Annotated in this window: 25 protein-coding genes and 1 tRNA gene; 7 read left to right on the top strand and 19 right to left on the bottom strand. The window is 66.2% G+C overall.

Annotated features, from left to right (window positions below; genetic code table 11):
- Window positions 1–29 precede the first annotated feature (29 nt).
- Window positions 30–833 (top strand): PhoH family protein, encoded by an 804-nt coding sequence (locus tag AQ619_RS04270; protein WP_166504138.1) that lies wholly within the window; start codon window positions 30–32, stop codon window positions 831–833.
- A gap of 88 nt (window positions 834–921) precedes the next feature.
- Window positions 922–2,907 (top strand): OPT family oligopeptide transporter, encoded by a 1,986-nt coding sequence (locus tag AQ619_RS04265; RefSeq protein WP_062144731.1) that lies wholly within the window; start codon window positions 922–924, stop codon window positions 2,905–2,907.
- 25 nt (window positions 2,908–2,932) lie between these two features.
- On the opposite strand, the gene AQ619_RS04260 is transcribed toward AQ619_RS04265, so the two are convergent.
- From AQ619_RS04260 to AQ619_RS04240, 5 genes are all read right to left on the bottom strand, one after another.
- Window positions 2,933–3,616 (bottom strand): GNAT family N-acetyltransferase, encoded by a 684-nt coding sequence (locus AQ619_RS04260; protein WP_062144728.1) that lies wholly within the window; start codon window positions 3,614–3,616, stop codon window positions 2,933–2,935.
- A gap of 51 nt (window positions 3,617–3,667) precedes the next feature.
- Complete coding sequence (locus AQ619_RS04255) at window positions 3,668–3,874, bottom strand: DUF3126 family protein (protein ID WP_062144725.1); 207 nt, start codon at window positions 3,872–3,874, stop codon at window positions 3,668–3,670.
- Between the two features lie 117 nt (window positions 3,875–3,991).
- Entirely contained in the window at window positions 3,992–4,777 is a 786-nt protein-coding gene (locus tag AQ619_RS04250) for a glutaminyl-peptide cyclotransferase (RefSeq protein ID WP_062144722.1), read from the bottom strand.
- Window positions 4,778–5,608 (bottom strand): serine O-acetyltransferase, encoded by an 831-nt coding sequence (gene cysE / locus AQ619_RS04245; RefSeq protein ID WP_062144719.1) that lies wholly within the window; start codon window positions 5,606–5,608, stop codon window positions 4,778–4,780.
- Window positions 5,609–5,701: 93 nt separating this feature from the next.
- Window positions 5,702–6,325, bottom strand: a complete 624-nt coding sequence (locus AQ619_RS04240; protein WP_062144716.1) for an NUDIX domain-containing protein — start codon at window positions 6,323–6,325, stop codon at window positions 5,702–5,704.
- 73 nt (window positions 6,326–6,398) lie between these two features.
- Here AQ619_RS04240 and AQ619_RS04235 point away from each other — a divergent pair, with 73 nt between their 5' ends.
- Complete coding sequence (locus tag AQ619_RS04235; protein ID WP_062144713.1) at window positions 6,399–7,016, top strand: nitroreductase family protein; 618 nt, start codon at window positions 6,399–6,401, stop codon at window positions 7,014–7,016.
- Window positions 7,017–7,033: 17 nt separating this feature from the next.
- On the opposite strand, the gene queF is transcribed toward AQ619_RS04235, so the two are convergent.
- Window positions 7,034–7,489, bottom strand: coding sequence for a preQ(1) synthase (gene queF / locus AQ619_RS04230; protein ID WP_062144710.1), 456 nt, complete (start codon window positions 7,487–7,489; stop codon window positions 7,034–7,036).
- A 68-nt stretch (window positions 7,490–7,557) separates the two neighbouring features.
- Here queF and AQ619_RS04225 point away from each other — a divergent pair, with 68 nt between their 5' ends.
- Window positions 7,558–8,385, top strand: coding sequence for an SDR family NAD(P)-dependent oxidoreductase (locus AQ619_RS04225; RefSeq protein WP_166504137.1), 828 nt, complete (start codon window positions 7,558–7,560; stop codon window positions 8,383–8,385).
- A 265-nt stretch (window positions 8,386–8,650) separates the two neighbouring features.
- Complete coding sequence (locus tag AQ619_RS04220) at window positions 8,651–9,346, top strand: TorF family putative porin (RefSeq protein WP_062144705.1); 696 nt, start codon at window positions 8,651–8,653, stop codon at window positions 9,344–9,346.
- Between the two features lie 66 nt (window positions 9,347–9,412).
- Here AQ619_RS04220 and AQ619_RS04215 read toward each other — a convergent pair whose 3' ends face one another.
- The 6 genes from AQ619_RS04215 to AQ619_RS04190 all read right to left on the bottom strand — a co-directional run bounded on the left by AQ619_RS04215 (window position 9,413) and on the right by AQ619_RS04190 (window position 16,958).
- Entirely contained in the window at window positions 9,413–10,054 is a 642-nt protein-coding gene (locus AQ619_RS04215) for a cysteine hydrolase family protein (protein WP_062144702.1), read from the bottom strand.
- On the bottom strand, window positions 10,051–11,115 hold the full coding sequence (locus AQ619_RS04210) for an LLM class flavin-dependent oxidoreductase (RefSeq protein ID WP_062151267.1): 1,065 nt from the start codon (window positions 11,113–11,115) through the stop codon (window positions 10,051–10,053). The genes AQ619_RS04215 and AQ619_RS04210 overlap by 4 nt, the downstream gene beginning before the upstream one ends.
- A 43-nt stretch (window positions 11,116–11,158) precedes the next feature.
- Complete coding sequence (locus AQ619_RS04205) at window positions 11,159–12,496, bottom strand: MFS transporter (RefSeq protein ID WP_084746179.1); 1,338 nt, start codon at window positions 12,494–12,496, stop codon at window positions 11,159–11,161.
- Window positions 12,466–14,868 (bottom strand): TonB-dependent siderophore receptor, encoded by a 2,403-nt coding sequence (locus tag AQ619_RS04200; protein ID WP_378109261.1) that lies wholly within the window; start codon window positions 14,866–14,868, stop codon window positions 12,466–12,468. Before AQ619_RS04200 ends, AQ619_RS04205 begins: the two co-directional genes overlap by 31 nt.
- Window positions 14,869–15,043: 175 nt before the next feature.
- Window positions 15,044–15,736, bottom strand: coding sequence for a GntR family transcriptional regulator (locus tag AQ619_RS04195; protein WP_062144692.1), 693 nt, complete (start codon window positions 15,734–15,736; stop codon window positions 15,044–15,046).
- Between the two features lie 412 nt (window positions 15,737–16,148).
- Window positions 16,149–16,958, bottom strand: coding sequence for a MetQ/NlpA family ABC transporter substrate-binding protein (locus AQ619_RS04190; RefSeq protein ID WP_062151265.1), 810 nt, complete (start codon window positions 16,956–16,958; stop codon window positions 16,149–16,151).
- 128 nt (window positions 16,959–17,086) lie between these two features.
- Between AQ619_RS04190 and AQ619_RS04185 the strand changes: the two genes are divergently transcribed.
- Window positions 17,087–17,335 (top strand): hypothetical protein, encoded by a 249-nt coding sequence (locus AQ619_RS04185; RefSeq protein ID WP_166504136.1) that lies wholly within the window; start codon window positions 17,087–17,089, stop codon window positions 17,333–17,335.
- On the opposite strand, the gene AQ619_RS04180 is transcribed toward AQ619_RS04185, so the two are convergent.
- The 6 genes from AQ619_RS04180 to AQ619_RS04155 form a co-directional block, all read right to left on the bottom strand.
- Window positions 17,332–17,697 (bottom strand): hypothetical protein, encoded by a 366-nt coding sequence (locus AQ619_RS04180; protein WP_062144685.1) that lies wholly within the window; start codon window positions 17,695–17,697, stop codon window positions 17,332–17,334. The two genes, AQ619_RS04185 and AQ619_RS04180, sit on opposite strands and share 4 nt — an antisense overlap.
- Before the next feature lie 9 nt (window positions 17,698–17,706).
- Window positions 17,707–18,366 carry a methionine ABC transporter permease gene (locus AQ619_RS04175; RefSeq protein ID WP_062144683.1) on the bottom strand — a complete coding sequence of 220 codons (660 nt, stop codon included), beginning with the start codon at window positions 18,364–18,366 and terminating at the stop codon, window positions 17,707–17,709.
- Window positions 18,363–19,382: a methionine ABC transporter ATP-binding protein gene (locus tag AQ619_RS04170; protein ID WP_062144681.1), complete on the bottom strand. Its 1,020-nt coding sequence runs from the start codon at window positions 19,380–19,382 to the stop codon at window positions 18,363–18,365. Before AQ619_RS04170 ends, AQ619_RS04175 begins: the two co-directional genes overlap by 4 nt.
- 13 nt (window positions 19,383–19,395) lie before the next feature.
- A complete protein-coding gene (locus AQ619_RS04165; protein ID WP_062144678.1) occupies window positions 19,396–21,861 on the bottom strand; it encodes a S9 family peptidase in 2,466 nt (821 codons plus the stop codon).
- A gap of 156 nt (window positions 21,862–22,017) precedes the next feature.
- Complete coding sequence (locus tag AQ619_RS04160) at window positions 22,018–23,298, bottom strand: Xaa-Pro dipeptidase (RefSeq protein WP_062144675.1); 1,281 nt, start codon at window positions 23,296–23,298, stop codon at window positions 22,018–22,020.
- Between the two features lie 66 nt (window positions 23,299–23,364).
- A complete protein-coding gene (locus AQ619_RS04155) occupies window positions 23,365–23,727 on the bottom strand; it encodes a c-type cytochrome (RefSeq protein WP_084745754.1) in 363 nt (120 codons plus the stop codon).
- Between the two features lie 198 nt (window positions 23,728–23,925).
- On the opposite strand from AQ619_RS04155, the gene AQ619_RS04150 reads away from it, so the two are divergent.
- Window positions 23,926–24,009: transfer RNA gene (locus tag AQ619_RS04150), tRNA-Leu, on the top strand.
- A 13-nt stretch (window positions 24,010–24,022) separates the two neighbouring features.
- Here the strand turns inward: AQ619_RS04150 and AQ619_RS04145 are convergent.
- Window positions 24,023–24,790 carry a competence/damage-inducible protein A gene (locus AQ619_RS04145; RefSeq protein ID WP_062144672.1) on the bottom strand — a complete coding sequence of 256 codons (768 nt, stop codon included), beginning with the start codon at window positions 24,788–24,790 and terminating at the stop codon, window positions 24,023–24,025.
- Window positions 24,791–24,805 lie beyond the last annotated feature (15 nt).

Below are 24,805 nucleotides of genomic sequence, written 5' to 3'. Positions count from 1 at the left end.
ACACGGCCTCGTCCTTTTTTAATGCCTGAATGGAGGCTTACATGACCAAGCGAGCCCTGAAGCGTATGGCGCGCGAAGGCGCGACCGAGAGCGGCCACTATGGTGACGACGCAAAAGTGCGCCGGTTGCCGGTCGATATTCGCGAGCGCGGAAACAGCTGGTCGCCCCTTGGGCATGACGGAGCCTCGCGAAATCCGGATCGAGACCAGAGCTACCTGAAAACCATCAAGCCCAAATCACCTGGCCAGGCCGAACTGATGGAGGCCATCGACAAGAAGAACCTGGTGATGGCCCTGGGCCCTGCAGGCACCGGCAAGACCTATATCGCCATCGCCAAGGCCGTCGAGGCGCTGGAAGCCGGCTCGGTCGCCCGCATCGTCCTGTCGCGCCCCGCCGTCGAGGCCGGCGAGTCGATCGGCTATCTGCCCGGCGACATGGAGGATAAGCTCGCCCCCTATCTGCGGCCCCTCTATGACGCCCTGACCGACCGGCTCTCGAGCCGGCGCATGCGGGCCCTGATGGCCGACGGCTCCATCGAGATCGCCCCGGTCGGCTTCATGCGCGGCCGCACCCTGAACAACGCCTTCGTGGTCATCGATGAAGCCCAGAACTGCACCTACATGCAGCTGAAAATGCTGCTGACCCGCCTGGGCTGGAACTCGACCATGGTGGTGACCGGCGACCCGAACCAGTCCGACCTGCTGCCCGGCATTTCGGGTCTGGCCGACGTGGCCGCCAAGTTCGACGCCCTGGAGAATATCGGCGTGGTTCGCCTCGCCGACCGTGACATCGTTCGCCACCCCCTGGTCGCCGAGATGCTCGGCGTTCTCTAATTCTGCCACAGGTGGCCCATCAGGGGCTTGAGTTGGAGGCGGTCGGGCGTGCAAGGTCCGGCCGCCTTAACGATTTCAGGATCCCCCCATGGCCGACGCCGCCACCACGCCTCGTTCGGAGTTTACCGTTCGCGGCGTCCTGCTCGGGATCGCGATCACCCTCGTCTTCACCGCCGCCCAGGTCTATCTGGGCCTCAAGGTGGGCCTGACCTTCGCGACCTCGATCCCGGCGGCGGTGATCTCGATGGCCCTGCTGCGGCTGTTCAGAACCGGCACGATCCAGGAAAACAACATCGTCCAGACCATCGCCTCGGCGGCGGGCACCCTGTCGTCGGTGATCTTCGTCCTGCCCGGCCTGCTGATGATCGGCTGGTGGGCCGAGGTGCCGTTCCTGCCGACCTTCGGGGCCTCCGCCGTCGGCGGCATCCTGGGCGTCATGTACACGATCCCGCTGCGCCGGGCCCTGGTGACCAATTCCGACCTGCCCTATCCCGAGGGCGTCGCCGCCGCCGAGGTGCTGAAGGTCGGCACCGGATCGCGTGAAGGGGCTGCGGAGGGGCAAGCCGGCCTGCTGGCGGTCGCCGCGGGCACCGTCGCCTCGGCCCTGTTCGCGGCCCTCGCTGCCGCCAAGATCTTTGCCGCCGAGGTCTCGGCCTATTTCAAGGCCGGGGCCGGCGCGACCGGCATCGGCGCATCCAGCTCCCTGGCCCTGATGGGGGCCGGACATCTGATGGGCATCACGGTCGGTATCGCCATGTTCGCCGGCCTCGCCATCGCCTGGGGCATCCTGGTCCCGATCATGACCAGCCTGCATCCGATGGAAGGTGCCGATGCCGCCAAGCACGCTCTGACCGTCTGGAAGACCGAAGTCCGCTTCATGGGTGCCGGCGTGATCGGCGCAGCCGCCATCTGGACCCTGGGCAAGCTGGCCGCCCCGATCTGGAGCGGCCTGACCTCGGCCCTCGACGCCGGCAAGGCCCGCAAGGCCGGCGGCGCGGCCATCCCGCGCTCCGAACAGGACATCCCGATCAGCATCGTCGGCCTCGTCGCCCTGCTGATGCTGGCCCCTGCCGGCTGGTTCCTGGCCCAGTTCCTGGTCGGTGGTCCGATCGAAAGCCTGTCCACGCCCCTCGTCGCCATCGGCATCGGTTATGTCGTGTTCGCCGGCATGCTGGCCGCCGCCGTCTGCGGCTATATGGCCGGCCTGATCGGATCGTCGAACAGCCCGGTCTCTGGCATCGCCATCCTGACGGTGCTGGGGGCCTCGCTGATGGTCGGGGCCGTGGGGCGTGGCATGATCGGACCCGACGTGACCAAGGCCCTGGTCGCCTTCGCCCTCTATGTGACGACTGTCGTCCTGGCCGTCGCCGTGGTCGCCAATGACAACCTGCAGGACCTCAAGACCGGCCAGCTGGTCGACGCCACCCCGTGGAAGCAGCAGGTCGCCCTGGTGATCGGCGTCATGGCCGGCTCGATTGTCATTCCGTTCGTGCTCGAACTGCTGAACCGCTCGAACGGGTTCGCCGGCGCGCCCAATCTCCACGCCATCGCCAATGACCCCCTGGCAGCCCCCCAGGCGACCCTGATCTCGACCCTGGCCAAGGGGGTGCTGGGCGGCGACCTGAACTGGGGTCTGCTGGGAATCGGTGCCCTGATCGGGGCCGGACTGGTCATGGTCGATGCGGTCCTGCGCAAGTCCAGCACCGGCCGGTTCAGCCTGCCGCCCCTGGGCGTGGGCCTGGCCATCTATCTGCCCAGCTCCGTCACCGCCCCGGTGGTGGTCGGTGCCCTGGCCGGCTGGATCTATGAAAAGGTCGTGGCCAGGGACAAGACCGCCGAACCGGCCAAGCGGCTGGGCGTCCTGGTTGCCTCGGGCTTCATCGTCGGCGAGAGCCTGTTCAATGTCGCCCTGGCCGGCCTGATCGTGGCCACCAACAAGGGCGAGCCCCTGGCGGTGCCCTTCGCCCCGACCGAGCACATCGGCATGATCCTGGCCCTGATCGCCGCGGCGATTTCGGTGTTCAGCCTCTACCGCTGGGCCCGCAAGGCGGCGGCCAGGACAGCCGAGGCCTGATCCTGAAAGGATCCTGACGCGCGCTTCAGGCCCGCGTCAGGATCGTGAAGATCACCTCGGCCCGTCCGCGATAGCCCAGGGACTCGTAGAGCCTTATGGCCGTGGTGTTGTCGGCATAGCTGTGCAGGAAGGCCTGTTCGCCGCGGGCCAGAATCCGTGTCGTGACCTCCTGCAACAGCCGGGCAGCATAGCCCTGGCCGCGATGATCGGGGTGGACACAGACGCCGCTGGCCTCGGTGTAGCCGTCAGGTCGCATGCGCTCGCCGGCCATGGCGACGAGCTTGCCCGCAAGCCTTACACCGACGAAGCGGCCCATCTGGTGGGTGCGCGCGAAGAAGGGCCCCGGCTTGGTCAGGGTCGCCAAGGCCAACATCTCGGCCGCGTCGGCGTCGGACAGATTGAGGATCTCGAAGTCTGTGGCCCACGCCGGCACGACCGTCTGGGCCGTCATTTGCAGGCACAGGGCGCTGGAGACGACCCGGGTGCCTGGGACCGGCGGCGGCGCATGCCGTTCGACCAGGCCGGTGTCGCCATGGTCGGCGACCAGTGTGCCGAGATCGGCGAGGGCTTGCGGCGTGTCATCGACCGTGGTGGCGAACAGGCCAAAGTCGGGATGAAGCCTCAGGGCACAGCCCCGAAGGATCGCGAGCTCCGCCTGCCGGCCGGTGAAGGCTGACAGGACCGGCCTGTCGAGAGGATGCACGCTCATGATGGTCTGGCGTCGCGCCGGGGCCAGGACCCGGGCGCGACACCTGATGGCTTAGTCGAGGTCTTCGGCCAGGATCGCCATTTCGAACATGAACGAGCCGTCCTCGTCCTCGTCCTGGAAGACAACGCCGATGAACTCGCCAGCCACTTCGACCTCGGCGGAATCCTTCTGCTTCGGACGCGCCTTCACGGCGATGTGCGGGTTACCGAAGGTGCGCTTCAGGTGCTTTTCAATCTTTTCGATGGATGCAGCGTCCACGGGGAGCTCCTGTTTTCTCGTTGGGCGCCGTGGCGCGTATCGACGCGAACCTAGCGTTCCGCGCCGGAGTCGCAAGCTGCTTGCGTCAGTTCCCGGCGGAACGGCGGCCTAAGGGGCCTAGTTCGTGTTCGGCCGCAACCGGATCTCGAACAGCTTGGGCCAGAGCTTTCCCGTCACGAACAGTCGGTCGGTCGCTGCGTCATAGGCAATGCCGTTCAGCACATCGACGTGGCCTCCGGCCTGGTCAGCGACGCTGAGTAGTCCGGTCAGGTCGATCCAGCCCTTCACCTTGCCGGTCGCCGGGTCAATGCGGGCGATGCGGTCGGTCTGCCAGATATTGGCCAGCACCTCTCCCTTCACCCATTCCAGCTCGTTCAGGTTATCCACAGGCTTGCCGTCGTCGGTGACCTGGATGCGGCCGGTCTCTTTCAGCGTCTCGGGATCCAGAAACCGCAGGGCCGAGGTGCCGTCGCTCATGATGATCCGCGTCTGGTCTCGGGTCAGGCCCCAGCCCTCGCCCGGATAGGAAAACTCGCCGACCCGCTCGAAGCTGTTGATATCGAAGATGAACCCCATCTGGTCCTGCCAGGTCAGGTTGATCAGCCGGTCCTTCCAGTCGACCAGGCCCTCGCCGAAATGGCGGCTGTCGATCAGACGCTCCTGCTCGGGCACGCCGGTCTCCAGCGTCACCTTTCGGACCGAGGACCGACCATGCAGACCGGTGCTTTCGTAGAGAAAGCCGTCACGCCACAGCAGGCCCTGGGTGAAGGCCCGCGGGTCATGCGGATAAGTCTTCACCACGGTGTAACCGTCGGTTCGGGCCTCTTCCGCCTGGACCGGAGCAAGACTGCCGACGGACAGCAGGGCGGCGAGCCACAGGCCTTTCCAGACGATCGTGCGCACTCAGATCACGTAGTCGTAAACGGCCTCGGACAGGGTCTGGTCCATCGACTTGGCCGGCTCCTCGCAGGTCGGGCAGTTGACGATGCGGGCCGGAACCCCGGCAGCAGTGCAGTGCGGGGGAACCGGCTTGAGCACGACCGAGCCCGAGGCCACCTTGGCAAAGTCGCCGACGCTGATATTGCCCAGGACCTTGGCGCCGGCCCCCAGCAGTACGCCGCGGCCGATCTTGGGGTGACGGTCGCCACGATCGGCACCGGTGCCGCCCAGGGTCACGCCGTGCAGCATCGAAACGTCGTCGCCGACCACCGCCGTCTCGCCAATGACGATGCCGGTGCCATGGTCGATAAAGACCCCCTGGCCGATCCGGGCGGCCGGATTGATATCGACCTGAAAGACCTCACTGGACCGGCTCTGCAGATAGAAGGCCAGGGTCTCGCGGCCCTGGCTCCACAGCCAGTGAGACACGCGGTGGGTCTGCAGGGCCAGGAAGCCCTTGAAGAACAGGAAGGGCTGGACATAGCCCTTGCAGGCCGGATCGCGCTCGAACACGGCCATCAGGTCGGCTTCGGCCGCGATCACCAGGGCCGGGTCCGAGTGGAAGGCTTCCGCAGCGAACTCGCGCGCCGTCATGGCCCTCATCTCCTGGTCGCCCAGCTTGCGGGCCAACTGGAAGGTCAGGGCATCGGCCAGATTGTCGTGGCTGAGGATCACCGCATTCAGCAGTGACGCCAGGGCCGGCTCGGCCTTGGCGGCATGTTCGGCCTGGTTGCGCAGCGCCGCCCAGACGGGGGGCGTCGACTGCTCGGTGACGACTTCAAGGCGCTTGGCCATCGGGGCTCTCCCATTGCTTGCCGGAACTAGAACATTCTTTTTAAAAACGCACTAGCCATTTTGCGGGACGGCAAGCCCTCTCACCCGGCCTGGTCAGCCTAGCACAAGTCGGGCGAGATCGCGCGGCAGCTCACCCCTGACCGCCATATGGTGCACCCGAAGCAGGAGCGCCACGGTGAGGGAGTCGGGCATGTAGCCGGCGACCGCCGCATCGAGCGCCTCGGAGAACGGCACGCGGGCGACCGCCAGGTCCTCGGTCTCGTCCGGGTCGGTGTCGGCCGGCGAAAGGTCCATGGCCAGAAAGCCGATGCCGATCTCGTCGGTCACCGAGTTGGTCAGTTCCAGTTTCAGGATCTGGCGCCAGTCAGCCGCCTGCAGCCCGACCTCCTCGGCCAGTTCGCGCTTGGCGCCGTCGAGCGGTTCCTCACCCAGGGGCGCGCCGCCTTCGGGCAGTTCCCAGCTGTAATTGGCCAGGGCGAAGCGGTTCTGGCCCACCAGGGTGACGGTGCCGTCCTCGTGCAGGGGCACAATACCGATCGCCTGGTTCTTGAAACTGACCTTGCCATAGAGCGCCGCCCGGCCTGTGGGCGCTACGGCCTGGTACTCCGTCACATTGATCCAGGGATTGTCGTAGACGACCTTCTGGCTGGTGACGCCCCAGGGTTTGCCATGGGGCTTGAGCCAGGCGGGTCGGGCGTGATCAGAACTGTCGCTCATCGGGGCTCGCGGCTTGTGGCGACCGGGGCTCGGCCATAGTTATGGTCCAGTACAACGGTTTGAGGAGATCGTCTTGACCGGTTCCGTTCCCGCCGCTCCGGCCTTTGGCGATGCCCTGCCGATCGAGGCCTCGCCCGAGGTTGTGGCCTTCCTGGCCCGTCGCCGGTCGGCCTCGGCCATGACCCTGACCGCCCCGGGCCCGAACGAGAACCAGCTTCAGGACCTGCTGCGGCTGGCCGCGCGGGTGCCCGACCACGGCAAGCTCGCGCCATGGCGGTTCCTGATCCTGCGCGGCGCGGCCAAGGACGTCTTCGCTGAACGGATTACCCCCCTCGCCGCCAGTCAGGCCAATCCGGTCAAGGCGACGGCCGCCCTGCGCAAGCTGACCCGTCCGCCGGTCTGCGTGGCGGTGATCTCACGCCACATCCCCGGCGAGATTCCGGAATGGGAGCAGCGTCAGAGTGCCTCCGCCGTCTGCCATCAGATGCTGCTCGGCGCGGCTGCCCTGGGTTGGGGCGCCAACTGGATCACCGACTGGTACAGCTATGATACCCGCGCCCTGGCTATGCTCGGCATAGCACCTGACGAGAAGGTGGCGGGCTTTGTCTATCTGGGCACGTCCACCGAAGCGCCCCAGGAACGGCCAAGGCCGGATGTGGCGGCGATCACGACGGAATGGCACCCGGACTGAAGGGTTGGCCCCGCCTCCTAGCCCCGACCGCGATAGGGGGCCACGCCTTGGTCGGGCACCCACAGCCCCTCCGGGGCCGGGCCCGTCTGCCAGAACACGTCGATCGGAATGCCGCCACGCGGATACCAGTAGCCACCGATGCGCAACCAGCGCGGCTCGGCGATCTCGACGATCTTGCGAGCGACCTTGACCGTGCAGTCCTCGTGGAAAGAGCCGTGGTTGCGGAAGCTGGTCAGGTAGAGCTTCAGGGACTTGCTCTCGATCAGCCAGTCACCCGGGGCATAGTCGATGACCAGGTGGGCGAAATCCGGCTGGCTGGTCACCGGACACAGCGAGGTGAACTCCGGTGCCACGAAGCGCGCCAGATAGAGCACGTCGGATTGCGGATTGGGCACGCGCTCGAGGATGGCGGCATCGGGGCTGACCGGTGCATCGACCATCTGGCCGAGCTGGGTGACGTTGAGGTCTGTCATGGCCGCGATTTAGGCCCGTCCGTCCCCGGAGACAAGTCGGCCTCCTGTCGCTACACATTGCCAAACAGATGTTCGAACACGGGAGAGGCACCATGACGGGACGGGACTTCGACGGTTTCACAGTGGTGGTCACCGGGGCCTCTACCGGGCTTGGCCGGGCCATAGCCGTGGAAACCGCCCGACGCGGGGCCGGCCTGGTCGTGGTCAATTTCGCCAACAATGCCGAGGATGCCGAGGCCACCGCGCGCCTGATCGAGGCTGAAGGCTCTCGGGCGGTCCTGGTCCAGGGCGATGTGGCCCAGGACGCCGACTGCCGCCGGATCGCCCAGGCTGCCGATTCGACCGGCCGGATCGATGCGCTGTTCAACAATGCCGGCGTGACCAAGTTCGCGCCGAACCATGCCGACCTGGATGCCGTCGATGCCGAGGACTTCCTGCGGCTCTACAGCGTCAATGTCGTGGGGGCCTTCCAGATGGTCCGCGCGGCACGCTCCCTGCTTGAAGCCGCGCCGCAGCCGGGTGCCGTGGTCAACACGTCGTCGATCGCGGGCGTGGTCGGAAACGGCTCATCCGTGCCCTATGCCGCCTCCAAGGGGGCGATGACGACCATGACCCTGTCCCTGGCGCGGGCCCTCGCGCCCCGCATCCGCGTCAACGCCATCTGCCCCGGCTTCATTGACACGCCCTGGTTTGGCAAGGCCATGGACGCCGACCGGGTGGACCGTCTGAGATCGGGTGCCGCAGCCGCTACGCCGCTCAAGGTGGCCTCAACCGCAGAGGATGTGGCCGGGGCCGCCGTCTTCCTGGCCGCCCCCGCCTCGCGGCACGTCACCGGCGAAACCCTGCTGGTGGACGCCGGCCTGCATCTTGGCGGCGCGAGTCTCTCCATGCGCTAGTGTCCGGGCGCGGCGCCGAAGCCACGGGTAAAGGTCAATCAAGCCTTAACCCTTCACTGTGGCCCAGACCGTTCATTCTGCAGCAAATTCGTCACACTTGGTTCAAACTTTAGGCGAACCGGGCCGTTCGTGCTGGCGCTTTGCGCACTGTGATTGCAACAACGGGCAAGTCAGCGACTAATTGGTCGTCGACATAGTGCGCTTGCAGGCGCCGTCGCACTCGGGGCGAGCTCCGGGGAGACGACACAGAGAAGGGGATAGACCAATGAACATCTTTAAGATCGCGCTGGCCTCGGCCGCCGCCACCGTTGCCCTGAGCGGCGCCGCCATGGCGCAAGACACCCTGAAGCTTTCCTACAATGTTGGCGTCGCCAGCGACTACGTGTTCCGCGGCGTGAGCAACACCCAGGAAGATCCGCAAATCTTCGGTGGCGTCGATGCCACCTACGGCATCGGCTATGCTGGCGTCTGGGCCTCGAACGTTGACTTCGGCACTGACGATCCGACCGCTGAAATCGACATCTATGCCGGCGTGAAGCCGACCGTGGGCGACACCGCCCTGGACTTCGGTCTGGTCTATTACGGCTATGTCGACGACAAGGGTGCCACCCCCGGCCAGTTCAGCTATCTCGAACTGAAGGCTGCCGCCTCGCGTCCGCTCGGTCCGGCAACCGTCGGCGTTACCGTGTTCTATTCGCCGGAATTCCCGCTCGAAGCCGGCAAGGCCTTCTATTATGAAGTCAACGCCTCGCTACCCCTGGCCGAAAAGCTGACCCTCACGGGCGCCCTCGGCCAGCAGGAAATCGAGTTCGGCACCGACTACGCCACCTGGAATGTTGGCCTCGCCTACGCCATCACCCCGAACCTGACCGCTGACATCCGTTACTCGGACACCGGCGTGAACTCGCTCGGCTCGATCTTCGACGAGCGCGTGGCGTTCAGCCTCAAGGCTGCGTTCTAAGATTTTTCCAAAGTCTCTGACGATGGAATGGGCCGCCCCGGGCAACCGGGGCGGCTTTTTCGTGGATCAGGCCACGCCGGACCAGCTGGCAATGACGGCGTCCGCGTCCGTCAGGATCGCAAAGTTCAGGCCCATGACCTTGAGCGCCGCCTCATGGATATCGGGTTCATAGGCCGCACAGGCATCAGTCGGCACAAAAACGTGAAAGTCCTGATGGAAGGCGTCACGCGCCGAACAGTCGACGCAGCACTCTGTGGTCAGGCCGCACAGGACCAGAGTGTCCACACCCGCCTTTCGCAAACGCTGGCCAAGACCGGTGCCGTGAAAAGCGCTGTACCGGGTTTTCTCGATCACCAGCTCGCCAGGGGCAGGCTGAGGACCATAGAAGTCGGAGCCCGCATGACCGGCCCGGCACAGGTCACTCTCGATGTCGGGATTGCCGCCCCGGCGCGCCATCCGCTCGCGCCACGCCGGAGAATCGCTGGCCGGCGTCGTCGACAGGCCCACAAAGATCACGGGCACCTTGGCCGCGCGCGCAGCCTCGACCAGCCGCTCAGCGGCCGCGAGCGCCGGGCCGATGGTGGAAAGATCGACGCCCAGACGTCCAATGACCCCTTCCGGCGCCGCAAAGTCGACCTGCATGTCGACGATCAGCAGCGCCGTTCGCTCCGCCGCAACCCAGCCTGGTTCCAGCGGCACCCAGGTCATGAGAAACGCTGCCTCAGTCCCGGGAGGATCTCGGCGCCAAACATCGTCAGGCCCGCGACATAGTCCGGAAAGATCAGCATCAACCCGTCCAGTTCGCAGTCCTCGACAAAGCTGGCGATCCTGTCACCACAGGTGGCCGGTGAGCCGACCACGGTCTCGGTCATGAACGCCCCTTGCTGATGGGCCGCCGCATCCAGCCTGTCGGCCGGCGCACCCCAGCTGCGCAGCATGGCCTTGACCGCATCCAGATCCAGGCCATCGGCATAGACCCGGACCAGGGCCTGGGCCGCGGCGTCGGTTTCAGCATGGACGACCGTGCACATGGCATAGGTGCGGATCGACTTGCCCAGCCCCTCCGCCATGGTCTTGGCCCGACGGCTCGCCGCGCGGCGATCCGCAGTACTGGCTCCGCCGATGAAACAGGCGTCGGCCTCCGCTACGGCGAAGGCAAAGCCACGGGCGGAACTGCCGGCGCAGATCAGGTCTGGTCTGGGCCGCGACAGGGGCTTGGGGTCCGACTGGCAATCGTCGAGATTGAAGAAGCGACCATGATGGCTGACCCGGTCTTCGCGCCAGAGACGCTTGACCACATGGGTCCATTCCTCGGCCAGGGCATAGCGGTCATCATGATCCAGCTTTTCGTCCCAGGCGCTCATCTGGGCGAATTCCTCGCGATAGGCCCCGGCGACGATGTTGAGCCCGACGCGTCCTCCACTGATGTGGTCGAGGGTCGCAATCATCTTGGCTGCCACGGCGGGGTTCTGCAGCAGGGGGTGCAGGGTGGCCCAGATCCTGACCTTGCGCGTGGCCTCGGCCAGCCCGGCCATCAGGGTCACCGATTCCAGCACCGTGCCCCAGTGATCTGTCGCCCCGCCGAAACCGCGGAACTTGGCCATAGACATGATGAAATCGAGCCCGATCTCGTCGGCCAGAACGGCGGCGGCGCGGTTCTGCGGATAGAGTCCGTCAAGCGGCGGCGTCGTCGACGACACGATCCAGCCGCCATTGGCTACAGGCAGGAAGACGCCAAAATCCTTATGGTGGGGCGAAGGCCAGTTCATGTCCTGTCCTACCACGAGGTCCGCCGAGGCAAACGGCCGATCTTCACCCCCGCCCCGCCCCATCCGGGCCGCCACATTCGTCCTCCGGTGCCGCGGGCGGACGCATGAACAGGGCGGCGACAAAGACCACGGCGATCACGGCGGCGAAGAGCTGAAAGGTCGGGGCAAAGCCGCCCAGACGATCGCGCATGGCCCCGGCAATGAACGGGCCGGCCGCCGACACGGCCCCGACCAGACAGGTCAGGGAGAAGAGTTCCAGATTGTTGCGGCGGCCATAATAGTTCAGCAGCAGGACCGTGACCGCCAGAACGGTCAGGCCAAAGCCGACCCCGGTGCCGATCGCATAGAGCAGCATCAGGGGTGTGCTGGTGGCCGAGGCCAGGGCCAGCAAACCGATCACCAGCATGCCCTGCGCGCCGACCAGCAGCCATTTGGGATCGATCCGGTCACCGATGAAGCCGCCACCCAGCCGCGCCGCGGTCTGCATCAGCGACTCCAGACTCAGCATCTTGGCCCCTATGGCCGCAGCGGCGGCCGCAGACAGGCCGGCAGCGACTCCGACCTCTCCAATGTGGCTGACGGAGACACTGGCCACCGTCACACCGGCCAGCAGGTGGGTGAAATAGGCGGCGACCAGGACATAGAATTGCGGCGTCCGCAGCGCAGCCTTCACGCTCCACTCGTGGGCTGTGCGATAGACCCTGGCACCGGCAAGGGTTTCCCGCGCCTCAGCCTCGACCTCGGCATCGACGTCATGAGCGGCCTCGGCCAGCCATTTCGACCCGCCGACCAGCGCCGCACAGAGTCCCCCGATCACGACAGCCAGGCCGGCCAGAACCAGCCAGTAGAGCCGCCAGTCATTGTCGGCGCCGTTCAAGACCGCCAGTGCCATCCAGGGCCCCGCCACGCCGCCCAGGGAGCCGAAGGTGAAATAGATCCCGAACGGCAGGGCCCGCCGGCGGTAGAGGGCCGACAGGACATGGGTGCCCGGGATCAGGGCTGCCATCTGAAAGCCGATGCCGCACAGGGCTGCCCCGGCATAGTAACGGGCAATGCTCGCCGAGCCCGCAAAGCCCAGGAGGCCAAGTCCGAGGATCGCCGAACCCAGCAGCAGCGTCGCCCGAACGCCGATCCGGCGGATCAGGATCGCCGGCAGCCAGGACGAGGCTCCCGTGAACAGGCCCAGGACGGAAAAACCGAGAAAGGCCTGCTCAAAGCTCCACCCGAGCTCGCGGATCATTCCCGGCAGCACCACGCCCAGCGACCCGTAGGTCGCGGCGGTGATCAGGAACAACAGCAGGCTGAAGCCTGCCAGCAGCGAAACGCGACGCAGGTCGGGTAGGGCCAAGATCAGAAGGTCCGCTTGAGGGTCACGCGCCATTCGCGGCCCTTGCCGGGCAGCGCGCCCAGATTGGCATAGGTGTCGGCATCCGGGGTGAAATAGAAGGTGTCGAACAGGTTATCGACATTGAACTGGGCCGTGTAAGGGCCACGCGTCAAATAGGCCGACCCGTTGACCACGGAATAGGCGGGATAGCGCACCGCATTCTGCACCGTTCCGGCCGTCTGGCTGACATGGGAGACACCGAGGGTCGCTCCCGCCTGCCCCCAGTCATAGCCCTTGCTGGTATAGGCTCCATAGAGGCTGAGCACGGACTTGGGGACCAGCGTATAGGCATAGTCGCCGCCCCGGCCCGGCAGGCTGGCAAAGCTCCAGACCACATAGGACCCGCCATAGGCGCTGGGGCCAGGCACCCCGGCGGTATAGGCCGGGATATACTGGAACGAGCGATCTGGACCCTTCATGGTGGTCCGCTGACTGTTGCCCGCGAGGGTGAAGCTAAGCTGTTCGGACGCGAGCCAGCGGAGCTCAAGCTCGACGCCCTTGGCGCGCGTGCCCTGCACGGTCGGAGGCGAGCTGTTGGTCAACTGGGTGCGGTTCTGGCGGTAGGCCGCCAGGGAGCCGACCAGGGTTCCGTCGAGCAGCTGGAACTTCACCCCGGCCTCGGCCAGGTCGGAATTCGAAAGCCAGGATCCGTCGCGCACCAGGGATGGAGCGATATCACCGGCCTGGCTCATCTCCAGCGCCGAAGCCTTGGCATAGCTGGCATAGGGCATCAGCCCCAGGGCGGTCTTGTAGGTCAGGCTGGCGTTCCACGTCGCCTTGTTGCGCCCGGCAGACTGCCGTCCGGTGACCGTATAGCTGAGGAAGCCTGTATCCTGGCTCTCGACCTCGTAGCGGTCATAGCGGCCGCCCACCGTCAGGTTCCAGCGCCCGGCCTCAAGGTCGGAGGTGAAGAAGATACCCGACTGTGTCCACTCGGACCGGTTGTCGTTCTCCCAGCGCAGACCCACGCCGCCCGGCTCGTCCGTGAAGGGACTGTCGATGGTGTCGGTCGCCGTGGCGCCGAAGGCGAGATCGCGGCGATCGAGGGCAATCAGACCGCTGTTGAAGCTTTCGCGACGCCGGCCTTCAAAGCTGCGATGCGAAGCGCCGACCAGGGTCTGGCCGCTGATCCGGGCGACCGTCGTCGGCAGGGCCAAGGTCAGGCGCGCTTCGCTGACCCTGGCGTCGATGGCCGACGGATAGCCGTAGGAAACGAACCGCTCATTGTCCTGACGGTCATGGAACAGCTGCAGCTTCAGGGACCGGTCAGCGCCCAGATCCTTGGCCAGATCGAAGTACAGGGTGCCGGTCGTGGTCTTCGAGAAGTCGGCGGGGCTGATATAGACCGTCCGGCGGTTCAGCGTGGTCTTGCCGACGCCCGTATCGAGCGTATGGACGGGATCACTGCTCCCGAAGCCGTAATAGGGAATGTAGAGCGCGCTGGCATAGGGATAGAACCCGACCTCGTTGGGAGTCAGGCGGCCGTTGCCGTCGCTGTCCTTCAGGCTGGTGTCGCGGCCGGTGATGTAGAGCCGGCGGTCCACCAGCTCCTGGGTCAGGCGGTTCCAGCCCGGGGTCTGGACGTCGCCGTCCGACTGGAAGCCCATGCCGCCAATGGCGGTGCTCCAGCCCTGACCCAGATCGAAATCGGCCGAGGCCTCGATCAGGTGCCGGCGCGGATAGAGACCCCGGTAATAGCTGTGGCTGTCCTCGGCCTCGCCATAGACATAGACCCCGCCCTCGGCTGCACCCAGGCTGACCGGTGCCCCGAACTGGCCGGTGACGAGCTTCTTGTTGTAGCTGCCGAAGGTGGCGGTGAATTCACCCTCGGCCTGGGCCAGAAAACGCCCCTCATCCCGCGCCGACTTGGGGATGAAATTGACCAGGCCTCCAACCTTGCCGGAGCCATAGACCGGGGTGGGCGGTCCGCGCAGGACCTCGATCCGGGCCGCGCCGCCGATCGGGGTGGAATAGGTGCCGCGGTTCTCGACCCGCTTGAAGCCGCGGAAATAGTTCTCCGCCAGGGTGCCACGGATGTTGAGCGATCCGGGAACGCCATAGAAGCTGGCCGTGTGGGTGCCCGGGGATACGGCACTCAGGCCATCCAGCGTCTCGACGCCGAAGCGCTCCAGGGTCAGATCGCTGACCAGGCTGGCCGAGCGCGGGGTCTCGATCAGGGGCTTGTCGATGCCGAACACCGTGTCGGACGGCTGCTTCTCGAGCAGGCCAGCCTTATCGCGGGCCAGGACCAGGACCGTGTCGACCGCGTCTGCACCCCGGGCGTCCGCCTGGGCTTCGGCATGAGCGACGGGTCCTGCCAGCAGGGTGAAGGCCGTGACCGACAGCAACAGGCGGCGGAAAGACATGACAGGCGGCTCCAGTCCCGTTCTGGAGGGACGTTCCAGGCGACGACCGGCACCTTTTGGGAATTACGCGACGTCGGTCAAAATGCCTTCTAACATTTCAGTTTGAATTTTGAACGCCTGTTGCCGGAACGCCTCACCTTTCCGGGCATCATTTGTTCTGGATCAAGGCGGTGGATCAGGCGTCTACGGAGGGCCGCTGCACGGCCTCGGGCGTGACGTTCAGGACCCGCATCATGGCCGCCCGCGCGCCTTCGACGTCCTTGCGGGCAATGACCCGGGCGACATCGCGATGCTGTTCGATATCCGCCAGCAACTCGGCTTCGGTCGCGCCATTGAACGAAAACACCCAGAAGCGCGCCGCCTTGTGCTGCAAGGGGATCAGGATGCGGGCCAGGGACAGGTTCTGGCTGGCGCGGGCCACAGCGGCATGGAACCGCTGATCCATCGCCACCAGCAGCGGCAGGTCACGGTTGCGTGCCGCCTCTTCTCCGCCCTCGAAGGCATCGAGGATCGCCTGGGCCTCGGCCTTTGAGGCATGGCGGGCCGCCAGCCCCGCGCAATGGGGTTCGATCAGGGCCCGGGCTTCATAGCCCTGACGCAGTTCCACCAGGTCCAGCGGCGCGACCAGGGTTCCCGAACGGGCGCGACGGATTACCAGTCCCTCCAGGGCCAGCCGGCCCAGGGCATCGCGCACGCCCGCCAGTCCGGCCTCATAGCGCGCGGCCAGAGACTGCTCGTCCAGGCGTGCACCGGGGGCCAGCTCGCCCAGGATCAGGTCCAGAAGGATCCGCTCATAGACCTTGGCCTTCTGCAGGTCCGGCGACCAGTCTTCCAGACCCGACGACGAGCAGACGTCGAGCACCAGCATCCGCGACCGGGCGTCCTGGGCGGGTATGGACACGGCAAGCCTCCCTCAGCATGAAGCCTGATAGGTAGTCTGAAATGTCAGGATAGACCAGGGCCAGCGCGGGCCAGGCGGATCAATCCAGCAGGATCAGAACCAGTTCGACCAGGGCGAGCCAGAGCAGGCTGGTGATCAGGGCGGCCAGTCCCCAACGACGGCTGGCCATCGCCAGTAGACCGCCCGGTATAGGTCTCGCCGTTTTCCGGAAGATCACCTCGCCCATGCCTGTCCCCATCGGCTCTGCGTCCGATCGTGGCCAATGCTCGCAGAATCGCCCAGCTCAGCCAGGATGCAGTGGTGGCACAGGCCCTTGGCGTTGCAAGGATTTTCTGCCCAAAATGGGTATGCGGCAGGCGAGGCTCGCGCTCGTCTTCGATCAGAACGCCGGGACCACCGCGCCCTCATACTTGCGGGCCATGAACGCAGCGACCTCCGGTGTGGTCAAGGCCGCCGCCAGCTTCTGAACTCGGGGATCGTCCTTGTTGTCCGGACGGCCGACCAGGTAGTTCACATAGGGGCTCTTGCTGTCCTCGATCAGCAGGGCGTCCTTGGACGGGTTCAGCTTGGCGTCGAGGGCATAGTTGGTGTTGATGATCGCCAGATCCACCTGGTTCAGCACCCGCGGCAGGGTCGCGCCCTCCAGTTCCTTGAACTTCAGGCCCTTCGGATTGGCGGCGATATCCTTCAGGCTCGCGAGCGGATTGGCCGGATCCTTCAGGGTGATGACATTGTTGCGTGACAGCAGCAGCAGGGCCCGGCCCTCGGTGCTGGCATCGTTGGGGAGGGCCACGGTCGCGCCCTGGGGCAGGTCTGCGATCGACTTGAACCGGGCCGAATAGGCCCCGATCGGCTCGATATGCACGCCCTTGATCGCGATCAGATTGGTGCCCCGGTCCTTGTTGAACGTCTCCAGGTACGGAAGCGTCTGGAAATAGCTGACGTCGATGCGCTTCTCGGCCACCTGGGTATTGGGCTGGACGTAGTCGTTGAAGACCTTGATGTCGATCTTCAGGCCCTGCTCGGCGAGCTTGGGCTTGATGAACTCCAGCACCTCGGCATGCGGAATGGCCGTGGCCGCGACAGTCAGGGTGTCGCTGGCGCTCGACGAAGCGTCGGGCTTCTGACCACAGGCGGACAAGGCCAGGGCGGCGAGGCTGAGGGCGACGAGTGCGCGGCGAGCGACCATGAACGGCTCCAGAAGGCGATAGACCAAGTGGGGTTCTGCCCGGTTTCCGCGATGCAGCGAAATCAGATTTCCTGATCAGACCAGAGGGATAGCTTGACCCTGCTCCCGAACAGGCCGCCTGAGTGGGCATGGCCAAGGAAACCGTCTATATCGTGCAAGCCTATGTCGCCGGGCGCGGCAAGGGCCTGAAGGCCGAGCAACAGATCGGCTGCAAGGACGCCGCCGAGGCGCTGCGGAAGGCCGAGCGCCTGGCCCCGCTCCGGGAGGGTGTCGTCGCCTTTGCCGCCTCAGCCGATGTCGAGCTGGGCGACTATGACGAAAACCCCGAGATCCTGTTCAAGGCCGGACGGCTGCCCTTTCCGTTCGACCAGGCCTAGGCTTCGGGCTCGGATTCGGACTCGGCGTCATCCGGCGCGCCGTGAATGAACCAGTTGACGACAAAGTCCGGGGTCTCGCCGGACAGGGTGGTCACGCCCTGCGGAGTCGGGATGATCGCGGAGGTCTGGGGCGGCAGGGTGTAGATGTCACCATCCTGCTCACCCAGCAGGTCCAGGGCTATGCCCGTCTGGTCATTGGCCTCGATCACCACCCCGAAGAACTGCTGTCGCTCAAGGACCTCTCCCTCGTCATCGAGAAAGGTCAGGCCCAGCATCAGGGTCTTGCCGATCAGAGAGTGGGCAAGGTCAGGATCCCAGTGCTCGCGCGGCGGGGCGGTGAAGATCTTCGCTTCTTCGGTCATGCCCGCCTTCTAGCGATGTGACACCCGTCGCACCACCGTGTCGCCGACCATTTGCAGACACTGGACCAGCACCAGCAGCAACACGACCGTCACCACCATCACATCGGTCTGGAAGCGCTGGTAGCCAAAGCGGATGGCCAGGTCGCCCAGCCCCCCGGCCCCGACCACGCCGGCCATGGCGGTGTAGGACACCAGGGCGATGGCGGTGACCGTCGCTGCGGCGATGATCCCGGGCATGGCCTCCGGGAGCAAGGCCCCCAGCACCACCTGCCGGCGCTTGGCTCCCATGGCGAAGCTGGCCTCGATCACCCCCTTGTCGACCTCACGCAGGGCGGTCTCGACCAGACGGGCGAAAAACGGTGCCGCCCCGGCCACCAGGGGCGGGATCGCGCCCTGGACCCCCAGGGAGGTGCCGACCAGAAGCACGGTCAGCGGGATCATCACGATCAGCAGGATCACGAACGGCACGGACCGCAGGATATTGACCATCAGGGACAGCAGGCTGTTGGCTAGGCGGTTCTCCAGCATCTGTCCCTTGCCAGTCAGGAACAGGATCACCCCCAGGGGCAGGCCCAACAGCACGGTGAGCAGCATCGAGCCCCCCAGCATGGTCAGGGTATCGAAGGTCGCCTGGCCGATCTCGGACCAGTCAATGTTCGACGCGGTCATTGGTCGGCCTCCTGACCCAAAACAGGATCAACCCGTACGCCTGCGGCTTGGAAGCGGGCGATGGCGGCCTCGACGTCACCGCCGGTCAGGGTCAGGGTCAACTGGCCATAGGGCGTTTCCCGCAGACGGTGGATCCGCCCGCCGAGGATTGAATAATCGACCCCCGTGGCCCGGGCCACCTCGCCCAGCACGGGCCTGTAGGTCGCTTCGCCCCGGAAGGTCAGGCGCACCACCCGGCCCGCCAGCATGGCCCCTGCGGCCGGCTCGCCGTCGGCTTCCCGGACGAAGCGCCGGGCCGTGGCGCTGACCGGTTGCAGGAAGACATCCTCGACCGGTCCGGTCTCGACCACCTGCCCGGCCTCCAGCACCGCCACCCGGTCGCAGACGCGGCGGACCACGTCCATCTCGTGGGTGATCAGAACGATGGTCAGGCCCAGCTCGCGATTGAGGCCCGAGATCAGGTCCAGGATCTGCTCGGTCGTTTCGGGGTCGAGCGCACTGGTCGCCTCGTCGCAGAGCAGGATCTTGGGTCCCGTGGCCAGGGCCCGGGCGATCCCGACCCTTTGCTTCTGGCCGCCCGACAGCTGGGCCGGATACTTCTGGGCCTGGTCGGAAAGACCGACCCGGGCCAGCAGCTCGGCCGTCCGCGCCTTGACCTCGTCGGCCGGACGGCCAGCCAGTTTCAGGGGAAAGGCGACGTTCTGCGCCACGGTCCGGCCCGACAGCAGGTTGAAGTGCTGGAAGATCATGCCGACCCGGCGGCGCAGGCTGCGAAGCCCCTCGACCCCGAGCGCGGCGACGTCGTCACCATCCACCACAACCCGCCCCCCGCTGGGGAGTTCCAGACCATTGATCAGCCGGATCAGGGTCGACTTGCCGGCGCCGGAGGCCCCGATCACGCCGAACACCTCACCGGCCTTCACCGACAGCGTGACCCCCGTAAGAGCGGCGTGACCGCCCGTCTTGGCCGGTCCCTGGGCGGCATAGGTCTTGGAAACGGCCTCAAAGGCGATCACGTCTGGACAGTCCCTACTTGCCGGCGGCGCGCGGCGGTGCGGTCTTCACATACTGGTCCAGCCAGCGGGTCATTTCCCAGAGCGTGTGCATGGTCGATTCCCGGGCGCGGTAGCCATGCGCCTCATTGGGCAGGACGACATAACGCACCGTGGCGCCGGCCCCCTTCAGGGCCGCATAGAACCGCTCGCTCTGCACCGGGAAGGTGCCGCTGTTGTCATCGGCCTGACCGTGGATCAGCAGGATAGGCTCATTGACCTTGGTCGCGTAGGTGAAGGGGCTCATCTTCGTATAGGTGTCCGTCGCCTCCCAGTAGGTGCGCTGCTCGGCCTGGAAGCCGAACGGCGTCAGGGTGCGATTATAGGCCCCCGAACGGGCGATACCGGCCCGGAACAGATTGGTGTGGGCCAGCAGATTGGCGGTCATGAAGGCACCATAGCTGTGCCCGCCGACGGCAATCCGGTCCTTGTCGGCCACACCCAGGGCCACCACCGCATCGACGGCAGACTTGGCGCTGGCGGTGAGCTGCTCGACATAGGTGTCGTTCGGCTCTGCCCCATTCACGCCAATGATCGGCATGGAAGGCCCGTCCAGGACGGCATAGCCCTGGGTCAGCAGGAAGAGGTGGCTGGTCCCGCCGGGGCGAACGAAACGGTTGCCGGCATCCACGGTCTGGCCGGCCACCGAGGCGTCGGTGAACTCTTCCGGATAGGCCCACATCAGCAAGGGCAGCGGCCCGTCCTTGGCCTTGTCGTAGCCGGCCGGCAGATAGAGGGTTCCCGACAGCTTCACCCCGTCGGCGCGGCTATAGGTGATGGTCTGCTTGCTGACCCCGGCGAACTGCGGCGCGCGGTCGGCAAACTTGGTCAGGGGCACGGCCTTGCCGCCCTTGACGGACCGAAGGACATAGTTCGGCGGCTCGTCCTTGCTTTCGCGACGGGTGATCACGGTCTTGCCGGCCTCGTCAGCCAAGGCGACCGGCACTTCGTAATAGGGGGCTGCGGACTGCCACTGCCGGCTGGTCTTGCCGGTCGCGATATCCATTACGCCGATGAACGGGAACTCGCCCTTGGCGCTCGCCCCGGCCCCGGCAACGAACAGGCCCTTGCCGTCCGGCGTGAAGTGGAGAACTTCCTCGCCCTTGGCATTGGTGCGGGTGACCGGCGCGCCGGGATCGTTGTAGCGGTCCTGGTAGTTGCGCTCGAGGATCAGACGGCTCGAACCCGGCTTGGACGGGTCAATGGCGAAGCGCTTTTCCTTGCGCGTCTCCCACCAGCGGCTGGCCAGGATGGCGAAGTCGGCGCGGCCCCAGTCGATGCCGGCATAGCGCTGGTCAAGATCCACAACGGTAGTCGGGGCCGCCGTGAACGGTGCTGCCAGGCTCAGGACCCGGTCATGGATCGCCACCTTCTTGCGCGGATCACCGCCATCCTGGGCCTCGGCCCAGACCAGGGTGGCCGGCGCGTCCTCGCGCCAGGACACGGACCGCGGTCCCACCGAGACGGCATCGAAGGCCGCCGGCAGATTGTCGGCCAGGGGACGGTCGGCCAGGGCCTTGACCAGCTTTCCCTGGGCGTCGAGCACGTTGATCTCGGTCGGGAAGCGGCTGGCCGGAACCAGATAGCTGTAGGGGCGCTTCAGCCGGTTGGTCAGAATGAACTGACCGTCCGGCGAGGGCGTCACCGCCGAATAGAGGCCAGGCGCACCCAGGGGCGCCAGGGAGCCGTCCGCCAGGTTCACCCGGACCAGTTGGCGGGTGAAATAGTGGTCGAACAGGGCCTCATCATGCTCGGAGGCCAGCAGGTCCTGAAAGGTGCGGATCGCCGCCGTGCGTCCGGCAGACTCCTGAACGATCGGACCTTTGGGAGAGTCATCCGCCACCGGCGCGGGGCCGCGACCAGCAGGAATAGCGGCGACCAGAAGCGACTGACCGTCGGGCAGCCAGTAATAGCTGGTCCCGAAGGCCGCATTCAGCAGAAACCCTTCGACCTTGCGGGCCGTCGCCGAACGGCGATCCGCAATCCAGAGCTCCAGTCCCTGTTTGCCGTCGAGAACAAAGGCCAGCTTGGATCCGTCCGCCGACCAGCGGGCCTCGGTATAGCGGGCCCCTTCCGGCAGGGCGACGACCTGGGTCTTGCCGCTGGCGACGTCCTGGAAGCTCAGGCTGTTCAGCCAGTTGGTGCGGGCCTCGATCGGGCCGTTGCTGCGCGGATTGATGCGGAAGCCGCCGAGGCGGAGGATGGGCTCGGACACCGCCGCGATGGACGGCAGGTTTTCCCGGCCCAGCAGGGCCATGGTCTTGCGCTCGGGGCTCAGGCTGACGCCCGGCGTCTGGGGCGCATCGAGGATCTGGGCGATCGGCGCGGGCGGGGTTTGATAGACTTCAGCGCCGGCGGCCAGGCTCATCCCGGCTGACAGGGCCACCAGGGCGACCGAAGCCGCCAGGGTCAGTGCGCGGCGGCGGACAGTGTTCTCAAACATGCAGGGCCCCTCTCGGTGACGTCGCGCCCGCCGCATTTGGCCAGGGCACCGGTGACGAAGGGCGGCAGGATTAGGCAGTGAGTGCCGGCAAGGAAACGAAAATTCGTCCCCGGAAGGTCGGCGTGAGCGTTTTTCGTGCGCTCACGCCGGAAGCCCTCAGGGTTGGCGCACCACCGCCCCGCCCTTCATGACGAAAACCGGCTTTTCCAGCGTCGTCACGTCGGCGAGCGGATCGCCCGAAACGGCAATGATGTCGGCATAGCGCCCGACGGCGACCTGACCGACATCCTTTTCCTGCCCCAGGGCCTGGGCGGCATTGACCGTGGCGGACTGGATGGCCTGCAGCGGGGAGGCTCCGTAGCGGACCATGACGGCGAACTGCTTGGCGTTCTGGCCGTGCGGATAGATGCCGGCGTCGGTGCCCAGCACCATCTTGACCCCGGCCTTGATCGCCTTGCGGAAGTTCTCGCGCTGCACATCGCCGATTTCGCGGTCCTTGCGCAGATTGTCTTCCAGCACGCCGTTCTTCTTGCCTTCGGACTGGGTGTAGTCGGTGTTGTAGATATCCATCGAGAACCAGGCGCCCTTCTGGACGGCCAGCTTGATGCCTTCGTCGTCGACGAGGCTGACATGCTCGATTGTATCGACGCCGGCGCGGATGGCGTCCTTGATGCCGGCCGCGCCATGGGCGTGGGCCGCGACCTTGAGGCCCCACATATGGGCTTCATCGACGATGGCGCTCATCTCGGCCAGGGACAGTTGCTGCTGGCCAGGCTCGGTATTGCGCGAGAACACACCGCCGGTGGCGCAGATCTTGATCACCTGGGCACCGTACTTGCGTACCGCCCGCACCTGCTTGCGACCCTCTTCCGCACCATCGGCGACATAGGGACCCTTTTGCGCCATCGAGGGCGGGAAATAGGTCGAGTCGCAGTGTCCGCCGGTCGCGCCGATGGCATAGCCGGCCGTCACCACACGGGGCCCTGGCACATAACCGCCATCGATGGCTTCGCGCAGGCCCACATCGTTGAAACGGTCAGAGCCGACATTGCGCACGGTGGTGAAGCCAGCCTCGAGCGTGGCCTTGGCATTGGCGGTCTGGATCACGCTCCAGAAGGCATCGCTGTATTGCAGGCTGTTATAGCCCCCGACCTCGGCCAGACTATCGAGGTGCACGTGCATGTCGATCAGGCCCGGCAGCAGGGTTGCGCCCGGCAGGTCGATGAGCTTGGCCCCGGCCGGCAGGGCGATCTCGCCCTTTTTGCCGACGGCCGTGATCCGGCCATCGGTGATGATGACCACCGGGTTTTCAACATATTTGCCCGACGCCACATCAAGCATCCGCGCGGCGCTGAGCGCCTCGACCTGCGCCGCCTGGGCCGCTGTCGCCGCCAGAAGCGATCCGGCGACCGCCAGTGCCTTGAGTCCAACCTGCATGTTCCGTCCCCGTCCCTGATTCAGAACCGTGACGCTAACATGTGAGACCCGTCCGTCTAATGCCGATCAGCGTGTCCCGGCCGGGGTCTGGACGCTTTCCAGATAGGCGATCAGGTCCTTGACCTGTTCCGCCTCCAGAACAACCTGCGGCATCTGGGGGTGGCCTGTCGAAATCCCTTCCGCAAAGGCTTCCTGCAGATTGGCCACGGGATAACGCTGGCCGAGCACCCGAAAGGGCGGTGCCTTCGGCAGTGGACTGTCGCCGACCGGCCCCACGGCATGGCAGGCCGAGCAATTGGCCTCGACCAGAACCTTGCCCCGCACCACGGGGTCAGCGCCGGCGATCTGGGCAGCGGGCGGCAGTTCCGATGGCCCCGATGCGGCGCAACCGGCAACCAGAAGGGCCGTCAGAAGGGATAGACCGCGCAAGGTGGGACTCCGGAACAGGACAGACGCGACGCCAGGTATTGCGGCGCGGCCAGGGATGCAGCCTGACTAGCATGACCCACGAGGGTTTTGGGATGGGATCGCCAAGGATCATTGCGGTCACGCCCCGTTTTTGCAGGGCAGAGCCTGCCTGCGCTCTCGACGGCGCAAACCCCTTGGCGTAAGGCCGTCCGGCTACCTGGGGACATGGCGGAATGGTAGACGCGCCGGACTTAAAATCCGTTGGAGCAATCCGTGTGGGTTCGAGTCCCACTGTCCCTACCAGCCCGGTGCCGGGTCACGCCTCCGGCGCGATCCGTTCGATCTGGGCCGCTCCGGCCTCCGTCAGCGCTACCACCAGCTCCTCGACTGCGGCATCGACCTCGGCCGGATCGCGCCCGCGCACGACCAGATTGGCCCCATAGATGTCCGGCGGCGAAAAGAACGGATAGCTGCCCAGCGACATGTCCGGATGGGCCTTGGCCACGGCCTCGAGCGGGGCGGCGATCAGGCCTTCGCCCGAGCCGGTGACGCGAACGGTCCGGCTGATCACCACCGCCCCGGTGCGCAGGCGCGGGCCGACATCGCCCAGCATGCCCCGCATGATCGCCGGCACTCCGGCGAGGACGAAGACGTTCTCGATCTGGAAGCCGGGCGGTCCCTGGACGGGGTTCTTCACCAGAACGCCGCCCTCGGGCACATGGGCCATACGGCGGCGGGCGGCATTGGGCTCGCCCCAGCGCTCGCGCAGCAGGGCCATGATCTCGGGATGTTCGGGAGCGGTCACCCCGAAGGCCTTGGCCACGGAATCGGCGGTGATGTCATCATGGGTCGGGCCGATGCCGCCCGTGGTGATGACATAGTCATAGCGGGCGCGCAGGGCGTTGACCGCGTCGACGATCTCCTGCTCGATGTCCGGCACGACGCGCGCCTCGGCCAGGTCGACGCCGTAGGTGGCCAGATAGCGGGCGATGGCGCTGAGATTGACGTCCTGGGTGCGCCCCGAGAGAATCTCGTCGCCGATGATCAGCACCGCCGCCGTCACCCGATCCGTACTGGCCGTCATCGTCGCGCTCCCCTA

The organism is Caulobacter henricii (assembly GCF_001414055.1).
Classification (GTDB): domain Bacteria; phylum Pseudomonadota; class Alphaproteobacteria; order Caulobacterales; family Caulobacteraceae; genus Caulobacter; species Caulobacter henricii.
Note: the sequence above shows the minus strand (reverse complement) of the source record. Positions and strands in the feature narration are given on the sequence as shown.

Excerpts from the sequence above, each read along its gene's own strand:
- AQ619_RS04200 (WP_378109261.1), bottom strand. The coding sequence starts at position 14,868 with ATGTCTTTCCGCCGCCTGTTGCTGTCGGTCACGGCCTTCACCCTGCTG.
- AQ619_RS04270 (WP_166504138.1), top strand. The coding sequence starts at position 30 with ATGGAGGCTTACATGACCAAGCGAGCCCTGAAGCGTATGGCGCGCGAA.
- AQ619_RS04210 (WP_062151267.1), bottom strand. The coding sequence starts at position 11,115 with ATGAACTGGCCTTCGCCCCACCATAAGGATTTTGGCGTCTTCCTGCCT.
- AQ619_RS04190 (WP_062151265.1), bottom strand. The coding sequence starts at position 16,958 with ATGGTCGCTCGCCGCGCACTCGTCGCCCTCAGCCTCGCCGCCCTGGCC.
- AQ619_RS04215 (WP_062144702.1), bottom strand. The coding sequence starts at position 10,054 with ATGACCTGGGTGCCGCTGGAACCAGGCTGGGTTGCGGCGGAGCGAACG.
- AQ619_RS04260 (WP_062144728.1), bottom strand. The coding sequence starts at position 3,616 with ATGAGCGTGCATCCTCTCGACAGGCCGGTCCTGTCAGCCTTCACCGGC.
- AQ619_RS04160 (WP_062144675.1), bottom strand. The coding sequence starts at position 23,298 with ATGCAGGTTGGACTCAAGGCACTGGCGGTCGCCGGATCGCTTCTGGCG.
- AQ619_RS04165 (WP_062144678.1), bottom strand. The coding sequence starts at position 21,861 with ATGTTTGAGAACACTGTCCGCCGCCGCGCACTGACCCTGGCGGCTTCG.
- cysE (WP_062144719.1), bottom strand. The coding sequence starts at position 5,608 with ATGGCCAAGCGCCTTGAAGTCGTCACCGAGCAGTCGACGCCCCCCGTC.
- AQ619_RS04205 (WP_084746179.1), bottom strand. The coding sequence starts at position 12,496 with ATGGCGCGTGACCCTCAAGCGGACCTTCTGATCTTGGCCCTACCCGAC.
- AQ619_RS04175 (WP_062144683.1), bottom strand. The coding sequence starts at position 18,366 with ATGACCGCGTCGAACATTGACTGGTCCGAGATCGGCCAGGCGACCTTC.
- AQ619_RS04185 (WP_166504136.1), top strand. The coding sequence starts at position 17,087 with ATGGCCAAGGAAACCGTCTATATCGTGCAAGCCTATGTCGCCGGGCGC.
- AQ619_RS04195 (WP_062144692.1), bottom strand. The coding sequence starts at position 15,736 with ATGCTGGTGCTCGACGTCTGCTCGTCGTCGGGTCTGGAAGACTGGTCG.
- AQ619_RS04180 (WP_062144685.1), bottom strand. The coding sequence starts at position 17,697 with ATGACCGAAGAAGCGAAGATCTTCACCGCCCCGCCGCGCGAGCACTGG.
- queF (WP_062144710.1), bottom strand. The coding sequence starts at position 7,489 with ATGACAGACCTCAACGTCACCCAGCTCGGCCAGATGGTCGATGCACCG.
- AQ619_RS04220 (WP_062144705.1), top strand. The coding sequence starts at position 8,651 with ATGAACATCTTTAAGATCGCGCTGGCCTCGGCCGCCGCCACCGTTGCC.
- AQ619_RS04145 (WP_062144672.1), bottom strand. The coding sequence starts at position 24,790 with ATGACGGCCAGTACGGATCGGGTGACGGCGGCGGTGCTGATCATCGGC.
- AQ619_RS04265 (WP_062144731.1), top strand. The coding sequence starts at position 922 with ATGGCCGACGCCGCCACCACGCCTCGTTCGGAGTTTACCGTTCGCGGC.
- AQ619_RS04240 (WP_062144716.1), bottom strand. The coding sequence starts at position 6,325 with ATGAGCGACAGTTCTGATCACGCCCGACCCGCCTGGCTCAAGCCCCAT.
- AQ619_RS04225 (WP_166504137.1), top strand. The coding sequence starts at position 7,558 with ATGTTCGAACACGGGAGAGGCACCATGACGGGACGGGACTTCGACGGT.